The organism is Daejeonella sp. (assembly GCF_037719425.1).
Classification (GTDB): Bacteria; Bacteroidota; Bacteroidia; order Sphingobacteriales; family Sphingobacteriaceae; genus Daejeonella.
Genome location: NZ_JBBJNI010000005.1, coordinates 1 through 17,208, shown reverse-complemented (window position 1 = coordinate 17,208; position 17,208 = coordinate 1). Strand labels below are relative to the sequence as shown.

Genomic DNA, 17,208 nt, shown 5'->3' with positions numbered 1-17,208 from the left:
GTAAAAATCCTTCGTTCAAATGAAAATCTGAACGAAGGATTTTAAGTTTTATGACAAAATGGCCCAATAACCACTGGAATGTCTTGGATCTTGGTTCCTGGTTCTTGGCTCCTATTAATTTCTCACATAAACTGGCAGCTTACTTGTCCTCAGACGCCGTTCTGCATTGAAACGAACAATAGCTTCAGGTTGCGATGAGTGGTATAATGAAAGATCCATATCGGTTTCGCCGGATCTGGTTCTGGGCAATCCCACTGTAGAACTATTTCCTTTATTAAGCAACCCTTCGATAACAGAGGCTCCAATATTGATTCCGGTAGCAGCTGCCTGCGACATGTAACGGACGTTTTCAACTTTTGCCCTTACTACCATATCTGCTCCCAAAATTCTGGCGATCTCTTCTGAAGGGAGATTCCATGAATCTTTTAACGAGATGCCACTTTTTTCAAGCCTGTCGTTCACCACCTTAATGTCCATCAGCTTAATATTCCATTTCTTTCGGACCGCCCGGTCTGACGCATGATAAAGAAAGTCATCGTAAACTTCCTGCTGCAAGCCTGAACTCGCTTCGTTCTCCATTTTCGTTATCCGGGCATCATCCCAACTCTTCGGCAAATTGCCGCTATATGTCACCTCTGCCGGAAGAACAGCCAGTGTTTGTCCGCTTAGATTTACTTTAGAAAAGAATGCCTTGTCTTTGTAGACGTTAGAATTACAAGATGCTATAATTAAGACAGCGGGTAAAATAAGTGTAATTAAAGGTTTCATAAAAAAAAGTATTTGGTAATTAATACTTGATAGACGATAGAATCCAATAAAGAGTTACATTAATTTTCAAAAAAAGCTATGGATGTATCGCTTTGAATAGAAAGTCATCAATGAAATTGAAACTATAACACCGTTAAGGTCCAAAATACTTAAATTCGTAACATGAGTACATTGGCATCTGAATTCATTTCCACATCTGAGAATAAAGCCTTTGATCTGGATCACAGGCGTATCATTAATAATAATATCGGCAAGTATGATACAGCTGTATTAAGAGGCCTTTCACGATTTGCTGATCTTGAAAACTCAAAGCGTAAAGCCCATACTATTAAGTGGAAGGTAATGGAGAATCTGGACAAGCTCTTACCCGAGTTTGAGACCAATTTTCAACGCAGAGGAGGAAAGGTTATCTGGGCAAATGATGCTGCGGAGGCAAATAAAGAGGTTCTCAATATTCTCAAAAAAGCGAATGCCAAAACCGTCATAAAATCTAAGTCGATGGTTACTGAAGAGATTCTTTTAAATGAATTTCTGGAGCACAATGGTGTAGATACAGTTGAAAGCGACCTTGGGGAATACATCGTTCAATTGCTGGGCCAAAGGCCTTACCACATTGTTACCCCGGCGATGCACCTCAGCAAAGAAGATATCGCGAAGCTTTTTAATGAAAAGTTCGGAACTCCTGTTGATGCAACCCCGGAGCAACTAACGCAAAAAGCGCGGGAATTACTTAGGGAAAAATATACCTCAGCGGATGTAGGAATTACAGGCGGGAATTTTCTGATCTCAGATACCGGAAGCGTAGCCTTAACTGAGAATGAAGGCAATGCACGGCTCACAACTACCTTCCCAAAGATTCATATCGCTATTGTAGGGATTGAAAAGATCATCCCATCGATGGCTGACCTGGACCTTTTTTGGCCAATTCTCTCGACTCACGGCACAGGACAAAACCTTACAGTATATAATACTATTCTTAGCGGGCCGAAACAGCCAACTGAAACTGACGGCCCCGAAGAAATGTATGTCATTCTACTAGACAACGGCCGGACGAACCTGCTTGCTGAAAAAGATCAGCGTCAAGGCTTGTACTGTATACGCTGCGGAGCATGTTTAAACGCATGTCCGGTTTATAAAAATATAGGCGGCCACACTTACGAAACTACCTACAGTGGGCCAATAGGCTCAATTATCACCCCACATATGGCGGGCATGAAAGAGTTTAAACACCTCAGTTATGCCTCGAGTTTGTGCGGAAAGTGCACAGAAGTCTGTCCGGTGAAAATTGATATTCATAAGATGCTTTTATTAAATCGCAGGGATTCTGTAAAATCGGGTTTAAACCCTGGATCCGAAAGTATAGGGTGGAAGGGATGGAAAATGGGCATGATGAAGAGGAAAATGATGGACATGTTTGGCGGTGGCTGGAAAAACACTCTATTGAAGATGTTTTTCAAAAAGAGCTGGGGAAAACACAGAGATCTGCCGGCTGTCGCAAAGGAATCGTTCAGCAAACAATGGACTGACAAACGGGAAAACAGGTAATCTGTGATTAGTAATTAAAAAATATCTCGTCAGATACAATAAATTAACTCATAGCCCAAAGCCCATAGCCTTAATGAACTTCGACCCTAAAGATCTCAGCGATAAAGTTCTGATAAAATTTTATAAGCAACTCCTCAAACCCAGAATGATCGAGGAGAAAATGCTGATCCTGTTGAGGCAGGGGAGAATCGGTAAATGGTTTTCGGGGATTGGTCAGGAGGCAATAGCTGTTGGAACTACCCTCGCCATGCGTTCTGAGGAATATATCCTCCCGATGCACCGTAATCTCGGTGTGTTTACTACCCGCGATATTCCGTTATCCAGATTAATGGCCCAATGGCAGGGCAAAAGTTCGGGCTTCACAAAGGGCCGTGACCGGTCTTTTCATTTCGGTACCAAGAGGTTTAAAATTGTAGGAATGATCTCTCATTTAGGTCCCCAGCTTGCCCTGGCCGATGGTATCGCTTTGGCGGACATACTTAAAAATGAGAAAAATGCAACACTTGTTTTTACTGGCGAAGGGGCTACCAGCGAAGGAGACTTTCACGAGGCATTAAACGTAGCTGCCGTGTGGGATCTTCCTGTAATATTTATTATCGAAAATAATGCTTACGGTCTTTCTACCCCCACCAACGAACAATATCGCTGTAAAGATCTTGTGGACAAGGCAATTGGATATGGGATGGAGGGGTATCGCATTGACGGAAATAATATCCTTGAAGTATATCACACCATTAATGATATTGCCATAAACATCCGGCAAAAACCACGCCCGGTGCTTGTCGAATGTATGACATTCAGAATGCGGGGACATGAGGAAGCATCAGGTACAAAGTATATCCCGCAGGAACTTTTCACAGAATGGGAAAAGAAAGATCCGGTGAAAAATTTTCAAGAATATCTCCTAAGCGAACTGATAATTGATGACCAGCTGGTAAGTGACATCCGGGCAGATCTTAAGCTTGAAATTGATGCCGAAATTGAATTGGCTTTTGCTGAAGATGAAATTGTAGCTGATACGGACACAGAAATAGAGGACATGTATGCGCCTTATTCAGCTGCTCCAGTAGAGCCTGCGAATATATCTTCCCAAACTGATAAGAGGTATATTGATGCTATAAGTGATGGATTGAGGCAGTCCATGCAAAAATTCCCTGAGCTTGTTATTATGGGGCAGGATATCGCTGAATACGGAGGAGCTTTTAAAATCACCCAGGGATTTGTAGAAGAGTTTGGAAAAGGGCGCGTCCGTAATACGCCGATCTGTGAATCAGCAATTGTAGGGGCTGCTCTTGGCCTCTCGATAAACGGATATAAAGCCGTGATGGAAATGCAATTTGCTGATTTTGTTACGTGCGGCTTCAACCAGATCATAAACAATCTTGCCAAAACTCATTACAGGTGGTCTGAAAAAGCAGATGTTGTAATTCGGATGCCTACAGGGGCAGGGACAGGAGCCGGGCCTTTCCATTCTCAAAGTAACGAGGCCTGGTTTACAAAAACTCCGGGGCTGAAAGTTGTATATCCTGCTTTTCCTTCTGATGCTAAGGGGTTATTGACAGCAGCTATAGACGATCCAAACCCGGTCCTGTTCTTCGAACATAAATATCTTTATCGGGCAATATCCGAACCGGTTTACGACGACTATTTCACTATCAAAATAGGTAAGGCAAAGGTTTTAAGGCAAGGGGAACAAATTAGTCTCATCACCTATGGCTTGGGTGTGCACTGGGCAATTGAATATTTAAATGAGCATCCGGAAATATCCGCAGACCTTATTGATCTTCGAAGCTTACAGCCGTGGGACAAGGAATCAGTAGAAAGCTCCGTCAAGAAGACCGGCCGGGTTTTAATTCTTCATGAAGATACGCTGACTGGTGGTTTTGGAGGAGAGATCAGTGCACACATCGCAGAACACTGCTTTGAGTTTTTGGACGCTCCCGTTAAACGCTGTGCCAGCCTGGATACGGCCATACCGATGAATAAGGCGCTGGAGGATAATTTCCTGGCGAAGGCAAGGCTTCATGAACAGATAAGCGGGCTTTTGAATTATTAAAGCTGGGAAGACCCGACAAGGGGGCATTTTTTTTTAACGCAGAGGACGCTGAGGTTTTCGCAAAGGGCGCAAAGATGAACGACTTTTAATCCTTTTCCTTAGCGAATATCATTCGTCTCTTTGCGCCCTTTACGATGTACTTTGCAGCCTCCGCGTTTCAATTTACCTCACCTGGGTTACTTCCGAAAGCGGATTGAACAGGTAAACAGCACCCGTCTTTACTTCAACACACCTGTACCTTTTTCTAACCAGCTCCCCTTTCTTGAAAATTCGATTATTCTTTATAGCAAACAGGCTGTTTATGGGGAGCCTCTCTACATGTACGATACCCTCCGCCTTTTTATCATAACGATTGAGAACCCTGAATAAATTCAGATCTGTACAGCTCGAAGCAGAGGGATTTTCAAGATAGCTTACTATAGCTTGCTTAACATCCGGCGGAAATATAGTTTGCTCAAAGAAAGGCTTCATCATTCGCTTGAAATTTTTCTTCCATTCAAGTCCATGAGGTTTGGCCTTGCGCTTATGCTCATTCCACGTGAGCAAATGAGCGAATTCATGTACCGTGGTAATTAAGAATGCGTAAGGATTGAGATTATAATTAACAGAGATCCTGTGGCCCTCATCCTTGTACGGATGTCTGTAATCTCCATATTTAGTACTCCTCCCCCTGGAAATCTTAAATTCACACTTAAAATAATCTATCCATCGGGCTATCACAGGTGCAGCTCCTGCCGGAAGATAATTGCTCAGTACGTTGACTTTATCCAAGGGTTACTTTAATAACTGGTACACGATGAAGCTTGCAATATAAGCGAGAGTGGTCATGTAAGCAAATTGTATCGCCGGCCATGTCCAGCTATTGGTTTCCCGATACACAATTGCTATCGTACTTATACACTGCATAGCAAAAGCATAGAAAACCATCAACGAGAAAGCAACTGCAACTGTAAAGACGGGCAGCCCGGTTTCAGGATTTTCTGCGGATAACATTTTATCGCGAACGGAAGCCAAATTTGAATCATCGGCCTCAACGCTGTAAATCGTTGCCATTGTGCCCACAAAAACTTCACGGGCGGCAAAAGACGTTATAAGTGCGATGCCTATTTTCCAATCAAAACCGAGTGGCTTAATCACTGGCTCAATACTCTTACCAAGAATACCCGCATAAGAATTTTCAAGCTTCTCCGAAGATATCATTCGATCGATTTCTTCGGATGGATATTGCTGATTAATTGATACAGACCGGTATTTTTCATCGATAGTATCGAATCGTCCCGAAGGACCGTATGAAGACAGCACCCACAAAACTATAGAAACCGCGATGATGATCTTTCCAGCTTCAAAAACAAACGTTTTTACGCTTTTATACATGGTCATCAAAACATTGTTCCACCTGGGCATCCTGTAGACAGGAAGTTCCATTATGAAATAGCCGCGCTCACGCGATTTGATGATCACTTTCATGGCCCAGGCAACAATAATTGCGCTAACAATGCTCAATATATATAAAGCCATTAAAGCTATTCCCTGCATATTAATAAAGCCCCACACCTTCTCATCCGGGACTACCATCGATATCAGGAGAGTATAAACTGGCAAACGCGCGGAACAAGCTATGAGAGGCGTCACCATAATGGTGATCATTCTGTCCTTCCAGTTCTCAATATTACGTGTGCTCATAATTGATGGAACTGCACATGCAAAACCACCGATCATTGGCACTATTGACTTTCCGCTGAGGCCTACTTTTCGCATGATCTTATCCATCATGAACGTAACCCTCGCCATATATCCGGTATCTTCCAAAATGGATATAAAAGCAAATAAAATAGCTATTTGAGGTATAAAGATCAGGACGCCGCTCAGCCCAGCCAACACCCCATCGATCATTAGATCAGCAAAGACCCCGCCCGGCAGATACTGGTGGCCTATATTTGTCATCCATATAAATAGCCCTTCTATAAGTGACATGGGGTATTCGGACCAGGCGAAGATCGATTGAAAGATCAGGAAAAGAATCGCAAAGAATATCACAAAACCAAAGACCCGGTGGGTAAGAATATTATCTATTCTATTACTCATCGTCTCCTTTCCGGGGTCATTGTTTAATTTAACTGTATCAAAAAGGACGTCATTAATAAAATTGTACCTCCCTATAGTTTCAGTTGCCTGGGATTGCTGTGAATGAAAATCGAATTCACTTTTTATCTCCTCTATCCGGTTATTTTGTTCATCCGATAAGAATGAAAGCTGCTCATGCTGATGTGCCAGTTGAAGAGCCACGTACGGATACCGGATATTGAGATCCCGCCTCATTGCATGAATCAGGTCCGGTGCAAGCGCCGGAACATCAATTGAGCTGAATTGTGTAGGAATCGAGCTGCTATGGCTGATGGCAATCTTTAACTGATCAATTCCCTCAGCCTTCCTTGCGGAAATAGACACTATTTGAACACCAAGTTTTAAGGCAAGTTCATCTACAGCTATTTCAATTCCAGCCTCGGTGGCCAGATCCATCATGTTTAACGCTATGATAATGGGGATCCGCAGATCTGCTACTTGCGAAAACAGAAGTAAATTTCTTTTAAGATTAGATGCGTCCGCTACAAATACAATGAGATCCGGATGTACAGGACTGGTTTTGTCGGCAAGCGCGTCCATTACGATCCGCTCGTCCCTGCTTTTAGGATAGAAGCTATAGGTGCCGGGCAGGTCAATTATACGAGCTACACGATTATCAGGAAGCTTTGTAAAACCTTCTTTTTTTTCCACGGTGACTCCGGGGAAATTGCCAATCTTTTGGCTTAATCCGGTAAGAACATTAAAAAGCGTAGATTTTCCTGAGTTGGGATTTCCAACCAATGCAACTTTTAACTCCTGACTCACTTATTATTGCATTATGATGGTTGAAGCTTCATGCTTCCTCAGGCTGAGTGAATAGCCTGCGACTGTTATCGCCATGGGATCGCCAAGCGGAGCTACACGTTCTACAACAATTGATTCACCCGGCAAACATCCCATTTCCATCAGTTTTATGGACATTTCAAGATCAGTAAATTCCTTAATTATCCCTGATTGACCTGGCTCTAATTGCGAAAGCTTCATAACTGTGAATTATATACAAAAATAAAGCTTATTTGAATTAATTCCAAATAGTATGACTGATCATTTATTGAGTCAGGAACCAAGAATCAAGATGCAAGATAAATGTTACCGAAAGAGATGACCTTTAATACTCTAAGCCGTCTTGGTTCCTGGCTCTTGGTTCTAGAATCTAATCTCAGATTGATACTTGCTAATTTCAGGACAGTTACAGCCCTTTTTAAAGATGCTGCAAGAACCTAAGCTAAGTACAATCAAAAGGCAGCCAATTTTATATAAGTTTTTCATTGAATCTGACTCTATGTAAAAAAATATAACTAAAAATCCCCATGCCAACACCGGTCAAATCTGCAAATATATCCCACCATTCGGCTGAACGATAGGTGAAGATCTGCATCTGTAAAACTTCTATTAATACCCCTAAAGCAGTTGTTATCAATAGAATTTTCAATATTGTCAAGGCTCTGTAGGAGTAACTGCTCTGCTCCTTAATCTTTCCGTAAAATAGCAATACTGTAAGTACGAAAAAGAAGCCTGTATGCGCGAGCTTGTCGAATCCTTCAAAAAATGTAAATCCCAGGTCGCTGCTTGTATCCGACATAGGCATCTCGCACATAATCAGGGTAAACACAGCCCAAAGAATGGCCAAATACTGATGCCGGATGGTCTTTAACATTTATACCCCAACCAATGATTTGTAATCTGAGGCAGATAAAAGACTATCAACTTGTGCCGGATCAGAAAGCTCAATTTTAACCATCCAGCCATCTCCGTAAGGGTCAGTATTAACCAGCTCAGGATTAGTATCCAGTTTTTTATTTAATTCTTTCACTGTTCCTGTAACGGGCATAAGCAGGTCAGAAACTGTCTTTACTGCTTCCACGGTGCCAAACTGATCTTCCTTTGTAACTTCCTTACCAAGTGTGTCAATTTCTATATAAACTATGTCTCCAAGTTCATGCTGAGCGAAATCAGTAATTCCAACGCAGGCCACATTACCTTCAACTCGCACCCATTCGTGATCATTTGTATATTTTAATTCTTCAGGAAAATTCATTTTGTATAGTTTTTATAGGTCAAAAATACTCTAAAGAGAACAAAGAACCAAGAACCAAGATTAAAGACTTATACGGCAATTACATTGATCAGGTACCTTATCCAATGACATACACAAATAAAACCAGTATTAAAATTAGTCGACGATCCTGTCTTGATTCTTGGCTCTTGATTCTTACAACGTAAACCTCAAATTCACCCCAAAATTGCTAAACGAGGTATTAAATGTTTGAGAAGTATATGGCTTGGTGATATTTCCATCGTAAAACATTCGGATGGTAAAACGCTGGTCAAGGACGTAGTCAACATTTGGCCGGATGGTAATTCTCTGATCACCCGACGAAACTTCCGCATCAACAACATCAGCTCTGTAGATCACGAGTTTTCTGTCGCTCAATGCGAAGTCAAGCTTGAACGTCATGTCGTTGTCCAATTTAAGTCCTTTGAATAACCCAAATGGAAACCTGAACTTAGTTGTGCGATATCCCCACCCAAACACAGCATTATCTTCCTTTTGCTGCGCCATCTGACTATTCGAAAGGCTGAAACTTAAAGCGCGTGATTTACGATATTCCATCGTTAAGGTCATGTTATTCTTCAGCCTGACATCAACCCCAATCAAAGGCTGGAATTGCTCGAATAATGTAACCTGAGAGAACTGATAAAAGGGAAGGAAATTACCATTAGCGTCGCGCACGCTTACAGCTCCATTGTTTTCCTGGTAACGCACAAGTGAATTAAAGCCGTTTACTGTATAAGCGGACCGATAACCGTGTCTTAGATCGAAAGACGTAAATATATCGTTGAAGAAACTAAACTTGCTCAATCCATTGTAAGTTATGTTCCAATTCGGTACAGGTATTTTTGGGAAACGATTGAGCGAAACTTTATTTGCATCTTTCCCGGTATAAGCAGCTAAAAAAGAAGCAATCAAAACATCCTGGGATCCTTTGTTATAACCATCTGCGAAACCTCCGCGTGCTCCTGCAGAGTTTGGATTATTCTCACCCAGTCTCCTGGATATAATTGCCCGGTTCTCTTCAAGTTGACGGAAAAGCCGTGATGAATTATTATTCTTATTTTCTTTACTAAATGCGGTTCTTAGGGTAAAAAAGGAAATCGTATAATCTCCTGTAGTAACCGGGCTAAGATTCTCAAAATTATTGGATGAGGGGAGGAATTTAAAGTTAGTTGAATAGTTAAAGTTCTGCCCTTTAATGGCGCTAAGGTCAATAATCATATCCCGGAATGGTTCAATCCGTGCCCTGAAGTTCATATCCTCGCGTTTTGTTGTGATATATAACTGATTCAGCAGTGAATCGCGCGTGATCCAGCCATTTGCAATCGCGCGCCCGCGAATGTCATGCTGGCTTCCCAGCAGAAAATCATAACCGGGGGCGCTTGCATCTAAATCCTGTCCGATGAAATCTGTTGAAGGTAAATAACCTGGTAGAAAAGTACCCTGGCTTCTTGAATATGTTCCATTTACAGTCTTCACGCTGGTTAATAAATTAACGAAAAATTTCCCTGCACCGCTTTCTGCCTGCGATGCCGAACGTATAAAGCCAAACTTATTATACAATTGCATGAGATTCAGGCCAGGGTTCACTTTAATAGTCCGGGCGTTCTGAATTGTATTTCCAACCTCAATTAGCGGATCTCTAAGTGTAATCAGAGGTTCGGTTTGCCAGTTAAAGCCTGCTTGATAAGCTGTTGCAACATTAATCCAATCAAGGCCTGGTATCTTACTTATAGGAAGGTTATATGTAAGGTTAAGACTATGATTATAATCTGTTGTACGGCCTAGTTTTTTTAGGTTTTGCAATAATGTGTCCCTTTTCAAACCATTAATACGTCCGTCTGGTTCGTCGATAATGGAGAAATTTGTAGCGTTAAAATCCAACTGCATAGAACGGGTTAAATTCCAGCTTATGCCGTAAAGGCGCGACATTTGAAAATTCTTGTTAAAGTTGGTGTTGATCGGTAAAAAGTTATTAGGGTCATTGTCCCGTAAAGTATTTTCTGAATATAGCCTGTCAACACTAATATTAAAGTTAAGAACCGAAGGCAGTAAGCTGAAGTTAAAATCGCGGATCAACGCAAGGCTTTTTGACTTGATCAGCTTTTCAAAAGGTGTGATTGATTTTGCCTGTTTCGCGTAATTATATTGAAGGCCCGCACGATAGGTTTTTTGGATCGTGCTTTCGTTAATATAGTCACGGTGATTGAAAGCGTTAAATGCGTAAGTAGCGCTCAGGTTCTCGATGTCCCACAAATGAACTTTGCTTTGAGGATTAGTCTTGATCTTGCGAACATTGGTAAAATTGATACTCTTACGAGAGCTATAATCTTCAGTAATAAACCGCAAGGAATCCCTCATGCTCCTTGGTGAATTCTCCAGCACCTGCTTAAACTCAGTATCCTGATTCCGCGGATCGTATTGCGGGCTTCCTACCTGCGATGAAAAATTGATGTACATCGGCACCTTAATACCTGTACGTTCCGGGAAGAACTTACCAAGTTCCATACTTCCCGATACATCTAACAAGACATCATCTTCACGATTGCGTTCGCTTACCCTCTTGTCGATTGAACCAAATCCGATGGTACTCTTACTTCCGGATATTGTAATATCCGCGAAGTCAGCCAGCTTAGCATTCAAGCGAGCTGTTGCAGCCCAGCCACCGCGTTCATCGAAATCAGTTAACCGGAGCTCATTAAACCATATTTGTGCGGCTTTATCAAGGCCGTCGTCTCCCCCCGGACTCGCCGGATTTCGAAGAGGGTTCCTTACGCCCAGCATATAGACTTTAACCTTACTCAGGTCGGGCTGACCTTTTACGATAATGGTATTAACTCCGTCCTGATAAATAAAGGGGCGGTTGATAGGCCAGGGTTGTCCGTTAAATATTGCCTTATTCCGTGCGGTTTTAGCCGCCTGAAACAAACTCAGCTGGACATCGATTTTATTCTGTTCAGGCCATATTGTTGCCGGGTCACTGGATCCAGCCGGAGTGATCTTAAGTGGAATATCATAGTCGTAATAGTTGTCCTGATTATCTGTACCTACCCTTAAAAATGCCCGCAGATCATTGTCTCTTGCCGGATCTCGCGCCGGGTCTGATTCGGCGTGGATAAACATCTCCAATCTCTTGTACGAACGGAAATCGTTGAAGGTAGTTCTGAAGGCAGCGCGTCCATAACCGTCCCGCAGGTTTCTCACCGTCAACGCCAATGACTGCTCATTCTGCTGCGATTGACCCCGGAAATTTGTGATGTCCTGTTCGCGCTTTATACCCGGGGGTAATACATATGGAATAGGGCTACGCTTCCCATTCTCCTCGATATTAACTGCAGTTACATCAATAGATGAATTATCAAGACCCGGGCTTAGCAGCGACGGATCCGCAAGCACCTTTGTCGGATTGTTTTCCGAGTTATAACGTCTCCACTCGCCCCTGACCAACTGGAGCTTCGCAAGGCGCAGCACAGCCGTATCTGCGAAATCGGTCATAAACATCCTGATAAATCGAATCGACTTGAAATCCTCAATGTTTCCGACCTTCTGAATATAATCTGTTACCGGGATCTTAAATTGGATCCAGCGTACGGTTTCTGTTTTACCGTTCGCTAATTTCACCGTAGCATTAACGATATCAGTGATATAATTAGATCCAACGTTAAGATCTGCCCGACGGATAGACACTTTATATTGATAATATTCATCTGCCTGCGTGGAATTATTGTCCCTGTTTATGTCTTCGCCATCCGGCAGAGACGTTGCAGCAGTGTTTTCGATACCCGTTTGAGCTAATGATTGATCAGGTGTTTTTGAATTTCCCTCCGGGTTATTATACTTTTCATAGCGCTTCAATATTCCGGCATTTTGTTGGTCCAGATTGGAGCCGCGGTAATATTGGTAATCATCTGATGACGGATCTTCATCGAGTGAATTACGGGCTGCCGGAGAACTGATGGCCGCCTTCGCCAGCGTTAGGAAAGGCGCAAATTGCTGTACCTCATCTGTATTGGCTAACCCGTCAATGCCGACATCCTGAAAAGCACGAGCTCCCGAATTATTGTCAAAGGCCTGGATAACCGGCTGCAACTTTGGAACGCGTCCCCATTGCGTTGCATCTGTTTTAGCAACATTTCCATCTACAGGCAAGCCGTTTTCAAGACTTTTCCTGCCATCCTTCAGGATATCTTCTGTTATGTTACCAAGATTGAAGTACACATCGCCCCCCGCGCTGTTTGGTTTATAAATAAAGGGATCGAGCATCCACATCTCAATAAATTCAATGTTGAGCGCTTCAAAATCATTGGTTTCTAACTTTCTGAAAATACCTCCCCAGCGATTTCTTGGATTGGTGAATGTACCGTCCGGATTCAAGCCTGTAGGTGTAAAATTATAAGGCCCTCTTTGACGCGGGTAAAAAGCAAGATCAAAAGTAGGCAGTATTATCGCCTGCCCGGTCGACGATTCTTTGAATGGAAAAACTTCCCTCTCAAAAACCTGACGCACATAATGATTGGAAAGCTCGTTTTTGTCTTTCCGGATATTATCGGGAGTTAGTGAGTTACCGCTTACAAAGAATATCGGATCAATATTATAGAAAGCAAGCCTTGCACGGTTATACCCATAGGACAGATCATTGTTTAAACGGGATTCGGGGAAAAGCTGAGGAGTACCTGAGATTTGCCAGGCTATAGCACTCTTAATATCAATAAGCGATCTGCTTGCTTCAAAATCATCGAGATAACTGGCTCCGTTCTTGCTTCCGGCAAAGTTTAATGCTCTGGGATGCCCGGGTATAAGATTTGCATATTCACCATTGAATGTTAAGGTAGAAGGCTCTTTTGTATTTATAAAGGGGATCTTGTCTACCATCCTGGTAAGCCACCTTGAAGGAGAGCTGTAATTAGCATCGAAGCCCCAGATTGTATTTGAAATAGATTCCTCGCCAATATTGACTTTTTCAGTCAGGGGCTTTTCAGTCAGGTTCATAAATGTACCGCCCAAGTTAAGTTTGTTGTTGACCCGGTAATCAAACCTGGAACCGGTTAACGATCGCTGTTGCAGGCCAAAGAGTTCATTGTTCTCAAGTTTGATACGGATCGGCTGACCAGAATTCAACAGGGCCTGATTCAGGATACGCACCGTCCCACCATTGTAATCTACCGTAAAGTCAACGCCTTCCTGTAATGGCAAGGTGCCGGCAGTAACCTGTACTGATCCCTGGGGAACATTTATCGCATTGAGCTGAAACTCAGAACTTGCCTGCGATTGATACGTACCCCGGATCTGATACCTGTTTAACCTTGGAAATAACTGCTGAGCCAGCACCTTTGTCGAATCATATAATGGCTGATAGACGTATTTGTCGATCAGATTCCGTTCTGAAACTGGATTAAAACGCCTTGCCAGATCTGAACCAAATGGTTCGATAAGCGGAAAAGTTATACGCCCATTCTGCGGGTCAATTGTTATCCCTTCCACAAAATCAAAAAATCCATCCCGCTTTCTATCATTCTGTTGATTCAAATTATCAAGATTGGTTAACTGCAGCCAAAGCTTACCGCTGGTATTTTGACCTTCAAGGATCTGAGGAGTTTCAATACCGGTATCTTCTCCCAATCTGAATATATTCAACCTAAAATCTGTACGACTTACAGCGTAGGCGCCCAACGAGTAGATGTTTTTCATCATCAGATCCCAGGTCGGCAAGCTCGTTTTCAGGGTTTCATTCTTTAAAAGCTTGACGAATAAGACCTGCGGAGTCGTGTTATCAACCGAGATGTCAGTAGAAAATTCCCCAACCTGATATTCTTCTCCATTCACTGTATAACGAAAAGCCACAGCGAGAACTTCGTCTGCATTGAGTGCCGTATTTAGTGAGATGTACCCGAGCCTCGGATTTAATGTAAATTCCTTATCGGTAAGGTTTCGCGCAAATGTTAGCTTTGCGAAGTTATCAGTAGCGCCATTTGCCTGAAAAAAAGCGCTGGCATCATTGCTGTTGGTTTGTCGTACCCCTGGCGGCAATATCTGAAGGAGATTATTTGATTGTTTAGTGAAACCAGGTCCTGTAAAGCCAGCTGGCAGAGATGAAAAGCCCGCTCCTCCTCTAACCTGGGCAGAATTGTAAACCTTATTTTCCCCAAGATCAATTAAGCCAAGAACGTCCCTTGAGTTTACTGTAGAATTTGCCCGATTTGTAATCCAAACCTCAATCTTGGTGATATTAATATTCGAACTGATGATCGGAATATTTTCCAGGGCCCTGTTGTAATTATTTCTGAAATATTGAGCCAGAAAAAAGTGCCGGTTTGCTTCGTAGTTATCTCCCGAAATACTGAACTCGTTTTGCTGCGAGCCGTTTGTAATGGTTATTTCCCGCTGCTGCGATTTCTGCTGAGAGAATACAGTGGTAACGTTCAGACGCCCAAACTGAAGCTGAGTTTTTAGTCCAAATAAGGCCTGGCTCCCTGATATCAGTGATGTGCTTAGAGGAAGGCTTACATTTCCTGCTTCGATCTTCCTGATGATCTCGTCGTCTTTCCCTGTGTAGTCCAGTTTAACCTGATTTTCAAAATCAAATTGGGCTTCTGTATTATAGTTGGTGGTTATCCTCAGCTTTTCCCCGATCTGACCGACAACATTCATTTGTATTCGCTGATCAAAATCAAAATTTCCCTGAGTCCTTTGTCGCTCATTAAACAATGGATTCTCATTCCTGTTAATTCTTCCGGAAAAGGTCAGATCGGCTGAGCCCTGTGGCCGGATATCGATTGTCGAGCCGCCAAAAATCTTCTCAAAAGATTTACTATTGATCTTAACAGGCGGGATAAAACCGGGTTCCCTTGCTTCGGTCAAGGGAAGGTCAGCAAGTTCTCTCCAGTAGTTTTTCTTAATGAGCTCATTCTCATATTTCTGATACTCCTCAATACTTAAATATTGCGGAGAACGGTAAAAGCGTTCACCAATTTTCTCCCGGATTATATAGCGCTTTGAAACCGGGTCGAATTCGACACTTCTCTGAATATTTGAAGGATTTGGAAGAGTTATTCCAGCTGGCCGTTTGAGCTGGATATATTTCGAATCTTCAAATGGATAAGTAAGCCGGGAAGTATCCTTTACTGCGGGCGTGTTTTGTGCAATAGCCTGCCTGCCGATTAGTGCAAAGAAGAGGAAGCAAACTCCAGTCAAATAAAACGACGCAGCACTTTTCAATTTCCTTAGTATTGTTAGTAGTTATAAGCTCTTAAGAGCGATTTTTATTAAGCCCTCAACTGTTAAATTTTCACCTTCTGATTTTACTGCCGCATCCAGAGCTTTTTCAGCAATATTTTTAGTAAAGCCAAGCATCACCAAAGCCGATAGAGCCTCATCCTTAGCTGTATCATTATGCGGCATTGAAATCAATGAATCCGGTCCTTCTTTCTTTAATTTGTCTTGTAATTCTAATATCATTCGTTGCGCCGACTTCGGTCCAATCCCCTTAATTCTCTGGATCAATGGAACATCACCCTTTACTATCGCGGTTTGTATTTCCGCAGGTGTAATTGACGATAATATCATTCTTCCGGTATTAGGGCCTATTCCCGATACCGAAATCAGATGGAGAAAGAGCCGTCTTTCCCCCTCATCAAAGAATCCATATAAGGTATGGCCATCCTCTTTAACATGAAGCCAGGTGAAAAGCTTACACCTTTCTGCGTCGTTTAAAGCAGCATAGGTATTAAGCGAGATATTAATATGGTATCCAACTCCGCCTGCGTCTATTACTACATACGTAGGACACTTAAAAACAAGTTTTCCATCAATATAAGCGTACATCCCTTTTAGTTTTGAGCCTTAGTAACACGACTGAAAATACCCTTTTTGCGTGAAGAAGCTTCCTGCTCCTCCTTGGTCTGAGCATCAACAACCGCTATAGTCACCATATTAACGATCTCTCTAACTGAGCTATCCAACTGCAATACGTGAACCGGCTTCTTAAGTCCCAGAAGGATAGGGCCTACAGCTTCGGCACCACCTAACTCCTGTAACAATTTATACGCAATATTTCCCGATTCGAGGTTTGGAAACATCAATACGTTTGCCGGAGCTCCAATTAATGTGCTGAACGGATAATTATCCTTTAACAGGTCAGGGTTCATTGCAAAATTCGCCTGCATTTCGCCGTCAACAACGATGTGAGGATACTTTTGATGCAATATTTTCACAGCCTGGCGCACTTTCTCAGGCACAGTACCATCGTTTGATCCAAAGTTAGAGTAGGCCAGCATAGCTATCCTCGGCGGGATATTAAATTTCTTCACCGATTTGTCCATTAAAACCGTGATATCAACAAGCTCTTCAAGAGTGGGATTTTTGTTGACGGTTGTATCTCCAAAAAATACCGGGCCCTTCTTAGTTAGCATCATATACATCCCGGCAACGCGGTTAACTCCTTCTTCAATTCCAATAACCTGCAATGCAGGTTTAATAGTCGTTGCGTAATCTTTCGTGAGGCCAGAAATCAACGCATCAGCCTGGCCGAATTGAACCATGGTTGCACCGTAGTAATTACGGTCGCGCATAAGCTTTCTAGCCTCAGAAAGTGTTATTCCGCGACGCTGGCGCTTCTTGTAAAGGAATTCCGCGTATTGAGCACAAACATTCTTTTCCTCTA

At 42.6% G+C, this 17,208-nt stretch carries 11 protein-coding genes; 2 read left to right on the top strand and 9 right to left on the bottom strand.

Annotated elements, in window-relative coordinates:
* Positions 1–114 precede the first annotated feature (114 nt).
* Positions 115–768 (bottom strand): hypothetical protein, encoded by a 654-nt coding sequence (locus tag WKF69_RS01280; protein WP_340378845.1) that lies wholly within the window; start codon positions 766–768, stop codon positions 115–117.
* Positions 769–930: 162 nt separating this feature from the next.
* On the opposite strand from WKF69_RS01280, the gene WKF69_RS01275 reads away from it, so the two are divergent.
* Together WKF69_RS01275 and WKF69_RS01270 are read left to right on the top strand one after the other, a co-directional pair.
* A complete protein-coding gene (locus tag WKF69_RS01275) occupies positions 931–2,313 on the top strand; it encodes a LutB/LldF family L-lactate oxidation iron-sulfur protein (RefSeq protein WP_340378843.1) in 1,383 nt (460 codons plus the stop codon).
* A 73-nt stretch (positions 2,314–2,386) separates the two neighbouring features.
* A complete protein-coding gene (locus WKF69_RS01270; protein ID WP_340378841.1) occupies positions 2,387–4,369 on the top strand; it encodes a dehydrogenase E1 component subunit alpha/beta in 1,983 nt (660 codons plus the stop codon).
* 162 nt (positions 4,370–4,531) lie between these two features.
* Here the strand turns inward: WKF69_RS01270 and WKF69_RS01265 are convergent, their stop codons facing one another.
* The 8 genes from WKF69_RS01265 to WKF69_RS01230 all read right to left on the bottom strand — a co-directional run.
* Positions 4,532–5,140: a sprT domain-containing protein gene (locus tag WKF69_RS01265; RefSeq protein WP_340378839.1), complete on the bottom strand. Its 609-nt coding sequence runs from the start codon at positions 5,138–5,140 to the stop codon at positions 4,532–4,534.
* A gap of 3 nt (positions 5,141–5,143) precedes the next feature.
* Positions 5,144–7,258 carry a ferrous iron transport protein B gene (gene feoB / locus WKF69_RS01260; RefSeq protein ID WP_340378837.1) on the bottom strand — a complete coding sequence of 705 codons (2,115 nt, stop codon included), beginning with the start codon at positions 7,256–7,258 and terminating at the stop codon, positions 5,144–5,146.
* Between the two features lie 3 nt (positions 7,259–7,261).
* Positions 7,262–7,477: a FeoA family protein gene (locus WKF69_RS01255; protein WP_340378835.1), complete on the bottom strand. Its 216-nt coding sequence runs from the start codon at positions 7,475–7,477 to the stop codon at positions 7,262–7,264.
* A 268-nt stretch (positions 7,478–7,745) separates the two neighbouring features.
* Positions 7,746–8,150, bottom strand: coding sequence for a VanZ family protein (locus WKF69_RS01250; protein WP_340378833.1), 405 nt, complete (start codon positions 8,148–8,150; stop codon positions 7,746–7,748).
* Positions 8,151–8,531, bottom strand: a complete 381-nt coding sequence (gene gcvH, locus WKF69_RS01245; RefSeq protein ID WP_340378831.1) for a glycine cleavage system protein GcvH — start codon at positions 8,529–8,531, stop codon at positions 8,151–8,153.
* 174 nt (positions 8,532–8,705) lie between these two features.
* Positions 8,706–15,764 (bottom strand): cell surface protein SprA, encoded by a 7,059-nt coding sequence (gene sprA, locus WKF69_RS01240; RefSeq protein WP_340378829.1) that lies wholly within the window; start codon positions 15,762–15,764, stop codon positions 8,706–8,708.
* Positions 15,765–15,785: 21 nt separating this feature from the next.
* Positions 15,786–16,370 (bottom strand): Holliday junction branch migration protein RuvA, encoded by a 585-nt coding sequence (gene ruvA, locus WKF69_RS01235; RefSeq protein ID WP_340378827.1) that lies wholly within the window; start codon positions 16,368–16,370, stop codon positions 15,786–15,788.
* A gap of 5 nt (positions 16,371–16,375) precedes the next feature.
* Positions 16,376–17,208 (bottom strand): phosphate acyltransferase (locus WKF69_RS01230; RefSeq protein ID WP_340378825.1); only part of this gene is annotated, 833 nt, incomplete at its 5' end.

Coding starts and splice junctions, on each gene's coding strand:
- gcvH (WP_340378831.1), bottom strand. CDS start 8,531: ATGAATTTTCCTGAAGAATTAAAATATACAAATGATCACGAATGGGTG.
- WKF69_RS01275 (WP_340378843.1), top strand. CDS start 931: ATGAGTACATTGGCATCTGAATTCATTTCCACATCTGAGAATAAAGCC.
- WKF69_RS01250 (WP_340378833.1), bottom strand. CDS start 8,150: ATGTTAAAGACCATCCGGCATCAGTATTTGGCCATTCTTTGGGCTGTG.
- ruvA (WP_340378827.1), bottom strand. CDS start 16,370: ATGTACGCTTATATTGATGGAAAACTTGTTTTTAAGTGTCCTACGTAT.
- WKF69_RS01255 (WP_340378835.1), bottom strand. CDS start 7,477: ATGAAGCTTTCGCAATTAGAGCCAGGTCAATCAGGGATAATTAAGGAA.
- WKF69_RS01270 (WP_340378841.1), top strand. CDS start 2,387: ATGAACTTCGACCCTAAAGATCTCAGCGATAAAGTTCTGATAAAATTT.
- WKF69_RS01280 (WP_340378845.1), bottom strand. CDS start 768: ATGAAACCTTTAATTACACTTATTTTACCCGCTGTCTTAATTATAGCA.